General features: G+C 31.7%; 4 protein-coding genes. All 4 read left to right on the forward strand.

The genetic code is table 11. The features are described 5' to 3' along the window. Nucleotides 1-66 precede the first annotated feature (66 nt). On the forward strand, nucleotides 67-345 hold the full coding sequence (locus J5G60_RS17240; protein WP_150355449.1) for an Imm53 family immunity protein: 279 nt from the start codon (nucleotides 67-69) through the stop codon (nucleotides 343-345). A gap of 33 nt (nucleotides 346-378) precedes the next feature. Next, nucleotides 379-1,092, forward strand: coding sequence for an SGNH/GDSL hydrolase family protein (locus J5G60_RS17245; protein WP_150355450.1), 714 nt, complete (start codon nucleotides 379-381; stop codon nucleotides 1,090-1,092). 76 nt (nucleotides 1,093-1,168) lie between these two features. After that, nucleotides 1,169-2,425 (forward strand): DUF4434 domain-containing protein, encoded by a 1,257-nt coding sequence (locus J5G60_RS17250; RefSeq protein WP_150355451.1) that lies wholly within the window; start codon nucleotides 1,169-1,171, stop codon nucleotides 2,423-2,425. Nucleotides 2,426-2,523: 98 nt separating this feature from the next. Beyond that, the gene (locus J5G60_RS17255) at nucleotides 2,524-3,093 is read left to right on the forward strand and encodes a CDP-alcohol phosphatidyltransferase family protein (protein WP_150355452.1); all 570 of its coding nucleotides are present in this window, start codon (nucleotides 2,524-2,526) and stop codon (nucleotides 3,091-3,093) included. Nucleotides 3,094-3,723 lie beyond the last annotated feature (630 nt).

Raw genomic sequence — 3,723 nt, forward strand, 5'->3', positions numbered from 1 at the left:
GAAATATAGTTACATATATAGTATTATATTAATGTAAAAATAGATTTAAACAAAAAAGGAGATACTATGCCAATTATAGAAGTTCTTCAAAAATGGTATAAAAATATATCCAAGAGCAGCATTTGCACGGGCATACAGATAGAAACTGTAAACAATTGTGGGTGGTGTGTATGCATTGACCTATTTGATACAGTTTATGAAACTGAGAGTTTCAAAACCGTATATATACGAAAGGGTGATGATAATTGGTTTAAGTGTATTAAAAAGAATGGTTTATTTAAGGGTTATGGTGGAATTGAAAACCTGGAAGATATTTTAAATGTTTTTTACTGCTGGATTAAGTGATTTTTAAGTTCCTATGTTTTGAGGGGGGATACTATGAAAACAAAAGAAAGTTATAATTTAGTTGCTTTTGGTGATTCTATAACAAAGGGCGTTATATATGACAGCAGGAGGGCAAGATATTCAAGGTTAAAGGACTGTTTTGCCAGTATAGTTGGAAGAAGTTTTAAGGGAACTGTATGCAATGCCGGGAGGTTTGGAAGTACGATCAAGAGAGGAATAAGCAAGATGTATACTGATGTCATAATAAAAACTCCAGATATTGTATTAATAGAGTTTGGGGGAAATGACTGTGATTTTGACTGGGGGGATATAGCAAAAGACCCCGATTCCAAGCACAGGCCAAAGACGGATATCTCAACTTTTAATGATATGCTGTCCAATATGATATGCACCTTTAAAGAATCCGGTATAATACCGATGCTTATGACACTGCCTCCTCTGGATTATAAAAGATACTTTAACTGGATTACAAAGGGAGATAAAACAGCCGAAAAAAATGTTTTAAAGTGGTTGGGTTCGGAAGTGAAAATTTACAATTGGCACAGGACATACAGTGAAATGATTACAAAGGTGGCCCATAGGACAAAAACTACCTTGATTGATGTGAGATCGGAAATTCTCAAACAAAATGACTACAATAAATTTTTGTGCATAGATGGTATTCATCCTAATTTAGAGGGACATTCCCTGATTGCCCATATAATACTCAATTTTCTCAAAGATAATTACAGTTTTTTACTGCTTTGAAGAATAATATGAGTACACTGCACATACTAATTTTATAGAGAAATGAAATATATTGCAGGGTATGGTGATTGCATTGATGATAGATAGTCCCTTTCGTAAAATGTTCAATTATTACAATGAAAAAATGCAAAATAATTTTCCACAGGCATCGGGTACATTTATTCAACCGGATATGGTGATAAAATGGAATGACTTGGAATGGCAGAAAGAACTCTCCTATTTGAAAGAAGTTAAAATGAAATATATTGTGATGAACACTTTTGTGGTTCAAAACCAAAGTATCAAGAGAGTATATGAGACTTCAATAGAAAATGAAAATAGGGCTGGAAGGGTGGATGTAGTTGACACCTGCCTGAGAAATTGTGAAAAATTTGGCTTTAAGGTATTCCTGGGAATTGATTACAATGTCTTGTGGTGGAGGATAGGGCCTAGAAAACCAAGATGGCTGTATGAACAGATGAAAAAAGGAAATCTGATAGTGCAGGAATTGTATGAAAAATACCATGGCAAATATAAAAATGCTTTTTACGGATGGTATTGGGTCTATGAAGTGGATAATCTTAATTTTAAAAATTTAAGAGATTTTAAAGTATTGGCCAATGCTGTAAATATAAATTTGGAATATATGGATAAAAATGATTTGAGACTGCCATTTATGATATCGCCTTTCATGAACTCAAAATATTCTACTCCGCAGCTCTATGCAGATAATTGGAAGTATTTTTTCAAAATAGTTGATTTAAAAGAAGGGGATGTATTCTGTCCACAGGATTCAGTGGGAGGCGGAGGACTTGATATAAGCCAGGTGAAAGATTGGTTTCAGGCTCTTGAGGGAGCTGTAAAATCAAAAAAGGGAATTTTATTTTGGGCCAATGTAGAGACCTTTGATCATACCAACTGGTCAAGTGCATTTATGAAGAGGTTTATAAAGCAAATGAGGCTTGAAAATCCATTTATAGATGATATCATAACTTTTTCCTACAGCCACTATTACAGCCCGGTCAATATAAACAGTGGTTTTCACAGGGCCTATAAAAGGTATTTGTATCAGCATGAAGTCTATAACAAAAGACCGGATCCGCCTAAATGGGTTAAAATTCACAAAATGGAGAATAAAATTTCACTTCAGTGGGAAGCATCTGGAAATATAGCGGGGTATAGAGTATACTGCAATGGAAAGAATATATATTCTCCTGTTGTGCAGAGAAAATATGGCGGGAATAAAGATCAGACATGGGGAAAATTTGTATGTAAAAATATTTCAGCGGAATCTAAATATCAAATAGAAGCCGTGGATTTTTGGGGGAACGTATCAAAAAAAATTACAGTATAGAATTATTGTAAAAAAATTTTGCCTATATTTTGAGGAATATGAGAAAAATCTTTTTCAAGAACCTTAGAAAAACCTAAAAATGAAAGGATTAACTTAAAGTGAAGAAAATAGTCAGGTTTATACCCAACGGAATTACAGTGCTAAGGATAATTATGTCCATTTTATTTGTATCAAATATTTTGGAGCAGTTTAAGCATGGACAGCAGAAAATTTTCAGCCTTATAGCCTTATTTTTTTGTATATGTGTATCAGATTTTATTGATGGATACATTGCAAGAAAATTCAACTGCACTTCAACAGCAGGTGCAAAACTTGACATCTTTGCAGATCTGTTTTTCATAATTTCATCTTATGTAATTTTAATAATTTTGAGAATATTGCCTTTATGGTTCTTGATATTTATGTGCCTCAAATTTATAGAGTTTTTATGTACATCAAATTTTATAAAGAGATATGATAAATTATCAATGCATCCATTCATTTTTGACAGACTGGGAAGAATTGCAGCAGTTATGATTTTTATTGTACCGGGTATAGCTTGTATATTTAATATTTTTACATATGATAACTCTGCATATATGGTAAATTTCTTATTGTATATTATATTGATATTAGGACTATTGTCTTCATGCTTGAGGATAAGAAAATGTTTTAAATTATTGTCTTGACAGCCAGTTTACAAAGTGATATATAAAGAATGTTTACTTGAAATACTACTGTTGACTGAAAGCTGATCATGTAATAAAATGTAAAAGTGGGCGGTATTTATTAAAAGCTGTACCAATATTATTTATATACATATATCTGCTTATATCATTTGAATAAGACAGTCAATAAAGGTCTCCCTGGTTTTGAATTAAACTTAGGAGTTTTGTATCACTTCTTAAATTTACAGGAAGAAAGGAGTGATTGGTTGATAATAGATTTGTTGGAGTAGAAAAATCAGGCTTTTTTTAAGTGAATATTTTGTCCCGGGTAACGTGGGTATTAAGGGCTATGATAGCAGAAACTACAAGTATGCATTAGAAGCTAAAGGTACTAATGTGAAATTAGAGGGACTAATATTAAAAAATAGTGATACACATTTATTAAAATTCTTGATGACATAATCTCAAGTATTTGGCAGAATATACAAAGATTTAATTCGAAAGATAAGGTTATATGTCACGTCAATAGCTTTTATCTTCAAAAATCTTTTCTAAATATAAACAATTTTGGTGTTTTCAGATATAAATTCATTCCATATTTTAATTTTCTAATAAATATTTCACCTATAAAAAATTTGAAAAATTAAATAA

The sequence above is a fragment of the Clostridium sp. HV4-5-A1G genome (assembly GCF_900184915.1).
Lineage (GTDB): Bacteria > Bacillota > Clostridia > Clostridiales > Clostridiaceae > Clostridium_B > Clostridium_B aromativorans.

Excerpts from the sequence above, each read along its gene's own strand:
- J5G60_RS17240 (WP_150355449.1), top strand. The coding sequence starts at position 67 with ATGCCAATTATAGAAGTTCTTCAAAAATGGTATAAAAATATATCCAAG.
- J5G60_RS17245 (WP_150355450.1), top strand. The coding sequence starts at position 379 with ATGAAAACAAAAGAAAGTTATAATTTAGTTGCTTTTGGTGATTCTATA.
- J5G60_RS17250 (WP_150355451.1), top strand. The coding sequence starts at position 1,169 with ATGATAGATAGTCCCTTTCGTAAAATGTTCAATTATTACAATGAAAAA.